The organism is Oceanisphaera sp. (assembly GCF_052084945.1).
In the GTDB taxonomy this organism is placed as follows: domain Bacteria; phylum Pseudomonadota; class Gammaproteobacteria; order Enterobacterales; family Aeromonadaceae; genus Oceanimonas.
The window spans coordinates 1-3,346 of the sequence record NZ_JBQDEX010000175.1 but is presented as its reverse complement, the minus strand read 5'-3'; the positions used below and the strand labels follow the sequence as shown (position 1 = coordinate 3,346).

At 45.5% G+C, this 3,346-nt stretch carries 3 protein-coding genes; all 3 read left to right on the top strand.

The window, feature by feature from the left end:
• On the top strand, positions 1-671 hold a 671-nt coding region (locus ACTHY5_RS11650; RefSeq protein ID WP_441879870.1), incomplete at its 5' end, for a YjbF family lipoprotein.
• Complete coding sequence (locus ACTHY5_RS11645) at positions 668-1,426, top strand: capsule biosynthesis GfcC family protein (RefSeq protein WP_441879867.1); 759 nt, start codon at positions 668-670, stop codon at positions 1,424-1,426. The genes ACTHY5_RS11650 and ACTHY5_RS11645, both read left to right, overlap by 4 nt.
• The coding region (locus tag ACTHY5_RS11640; protein ID WP_441879864.1) for a YjbH domain-containing protein at positions 1,426-3,346 on the top strand (1,921 nt) is incomplete at its 3' end. The genes ACTHY5_RS11645 and ACTHY5_RS11640, both read left to right, overlap by 1 nt.

Genomic DNA, 3,346 nt, shown 5'->3' with positions numbered 1-3,346 from the left:
ACACATTTAACTATTCTGTAAAGTGGACAACCTTAGTTGCCATATTTTTACTGGCTGGTTGCAGTCAAAAAGTAAAAGATGTGAGTGAGTTAGTTAAAGTCGCTACCTTAGGCTACCCCGATGTAGCTATTACTCAGCAACAAATAGATGCCCTACCCTATGCTGCCATTCAGTTTAAATGGGGCCATGGCCCACGGGTATTGTCGGCATTAGCTTTTGCCGAAGGCGAGCAACTCAAGTGGGTAACCCAAGATAAAGCCATGGTCGTCACCCAACACGGGCGCTTAGTAAGCACTGTGGGTTTTAGTCATGATGTGACCTATACCGCTAACTTAGAGAAGGATCCTCTGCCCGAGTTGTTACAGCTCTGGCAACACCGTGATGCCGAAGGCATGCGCTGGTCTACTGAACACGACTGGCAGCCCGGTTATTACAGTGGTTATCAGGCACTCTCGCGCTTTAGTTATCAAGCTCACGAACAAGTCACTATTTTAGATAAGCCGGTAGAGCTGGTTAAATTTAATGAGCAGGTGATTTACCCTAAGCTGGAGGTGGAGCAAAATAATCAATTTTGGTTGTCTCCTACTACGGGCAAGGTCATTAAAAGCATACAGTTTGTTGGGCCCGGCTTGCCGGCGGTAGAAATTACTCTTCTTAAGCCTTTTTCATGAATATAATCTCTCGTGTTTTTATTACGCTCAGCGTGTTTTTTATTTTACCGCTACAGGCCAATTCAGTATCCGTTACCGTTACTCCATTAGCGGGTGACGTTTGGCAATGGCAGCAACCTCAGGCGGTACGCTGGCAGCAATTATTGGGGCAGTTACAAGCAAAAGGCATAGATGCACGTTGGTCACAATTAAGCCTGCCCAGCTCTCACCCTAAAAGGGTGGCTTTAGAGGCTGAGCGCACTCAAGTGCTTAGCGATTTGCACACCTTAGGCCAATATTGGGCGCGCAAGGGCAAACAGGGTTTGTTGCGCAGCACAAGTGCTCTTAGTACCCAACTTAAAAACTTACCTCTTACGGTTAGCCTACCGGTTAATTTTAATTACGATCAAGTGCGTATTAATGCTAATGACAATCCGCTATTAACCGAACATTATCAATTGGCTATTCACCCAAGAGCGACTTTTGTGCACGTTCAGGGTTTAGTGCGCCTGCCCGGTAAACGCCCGTTTGTTGATTCTGCTTTTGCCTATGACTATGGCCGCCGACTCAGTTTATTACCCGGCGCTAACGGCAAAAAATTGTGGATTATTCAGCCCGATGGCGAAGTAATGACCAGCCCTATTGATGCCTTTAGCCCTGAATTTGTAGGTGTTGCCCCTGGTGCTACCTTGTATGTGGGGTTTAAGGCACTGCCCGCTGAGTTTGCTGATTTAAACCAACGCATTATCACCCTATTTGCCAACCGAGAATTTTGATGAAACCCATTTTTCATTATGCCGCCTTGGCCACGGCCATTAGCCTTGCTTTATCTCCTGCAGCTGTTGCCGAGCAACCGGCTCTTACGCCTTTTGTAACCCAGCCGTCGCAATCTGACTTTGGTGGTGTGGGCTTAATTCAAATGCCTTCTGCCCGCATGAATAAAGAAGGCGAGTTTAGTATTAACTATTTTGATACCGACCAATACCGTCGTTATTCTTTATCTTTGCAGCTATTTCCCTGGTTAGAAACCACAGTGCGTTATGTAGATGTGCGAACGCGCGCTTATAGCGGTGAGTTTGGCGTAAGCAATAGCTTTAGTGGCGATCAAACTTATAAAGATAAAGGTATTGATGCCAAGTTTCGGTTATTAAAAGAAAGCCAATGGCTGCCCGAACTTAGTGTGGGCGCTCGTGATTTAGGCGGTACCGGCTTATTTGCCAGCGAGTTTGTGGCGGCTAATAAACGATTAGGGCCATTAGATTTTACTTTCGGTATGGGATGGGGCTATTTAGGTAGCCGCGATAATATTAGTAACCCCTTTTGTGAAGCAAAAGATGGTTTTTGTGAGCGTCCTACTGGCACATTAGGAGGTGGCGGTAAGTTTGATGCAGATAAAATGTTTAGAGGCCCAGCGGCTTTATTTGGTGGGGTAGAATATCAAACCCCTTGGCAACCATTGCGCTTAAAACTGGAATACGACAGTAATGATTATCAAGAAGGCAAGGGGAAAATAGAGAAAGCCGGTAGCTTAGATGTTAATACTCCTATAAACGTAGGTGCGGTTTACAGAGCTTTTGACTGGTTAGATGTACACGCCAATTATCAACGTGGTAATACCTTTGGCTTTGGGATAACCATGCGCACTAATTTTAATGAGCTAACACCCAGTTGGAATGATGTGCCCCACCCCGATTATGATGCCACCCAGCAACCTGAAGCTGACCAAGCTGATTGGGGACGTTTGCAAACTGAGTTAACTGATAATGCCGGTTATAAGCGCACTAATATTTATCAAGACGATACCACCTTAGTGATCAGTGGTGAGCAAACCAAATATCGTGATCGCACAGAGGCGCAAACCAGAGCAGCCGTATTATTGGCCAACCAAGTGCCTAGCGATATTGAGCGGGTACAATTAGTTGAGCGTAAAAAAAGTTTAGAACTTACTACACAAGAATTTGATATGGCAGCGCTGCGCTTAGCAGCTGACAATGCTTATATTGGCGCTAATGTAAGTGATGCCATAACAACTAAAGAGCCAGCGCGTTATGCTAATAGCACAACTTTAGCTGAACATAACCAAAGAGTTCGTTTCGGCATCTCGCCAATCTTAAAGCAATCGCTAGGTGGGCCTGAATCCTTTTATATGTATCAAATAGGCTTTAATGCCAATGTTGAAGCTGATATTACTCAACAATGGCTGGCATCTGCAGGCCTTTATGTAAACTTGTTAGATAACTACGATAAATGGGATAAGGATTATCGAGGTAATACAGACGTATTGCCGCCGGTACGAACCTTGGTGCGTAAGTATGTAAGTGATAATCCGGTGCGGGTAGATAACTTACAGCTCACATGGATGGATAGAGTGGCTGATGGTTGGTATGCCCAAGCGTACGGTGGCTATTTTGAGCTAATGTATGCCGGTGTGGGTAGTGAGGTGTTATATCGCCCGGCGAATAGTAAGTGGGCGATTGGGGCCAATGCTAACCGAGTTAAGCAACGCGATTATGACTCGCAATTTGGCATGTTAGATTACACGGTGAATACCGGTCATGTAAGCGCTTATCTTGAAATGCCTTGGTTAGACGATACCTTGCTGCAAGTGCATGCTGGCCAATATTTGGCAGGCGATAAGGGCGCTACCTTTGATATTTCGCACAAGTTTGACAGTGGCGTAATAGCCGGCGCTTTTG

Coding starts and splice junctions, on each gene's coding strand:
- ACTHY5_RS11645 (WP_441879867.1), top strand. CDS start 668: ATGAATATAATCTCTCGTGTTTTTATTACGCTCAGCGTGTTTTTTATT.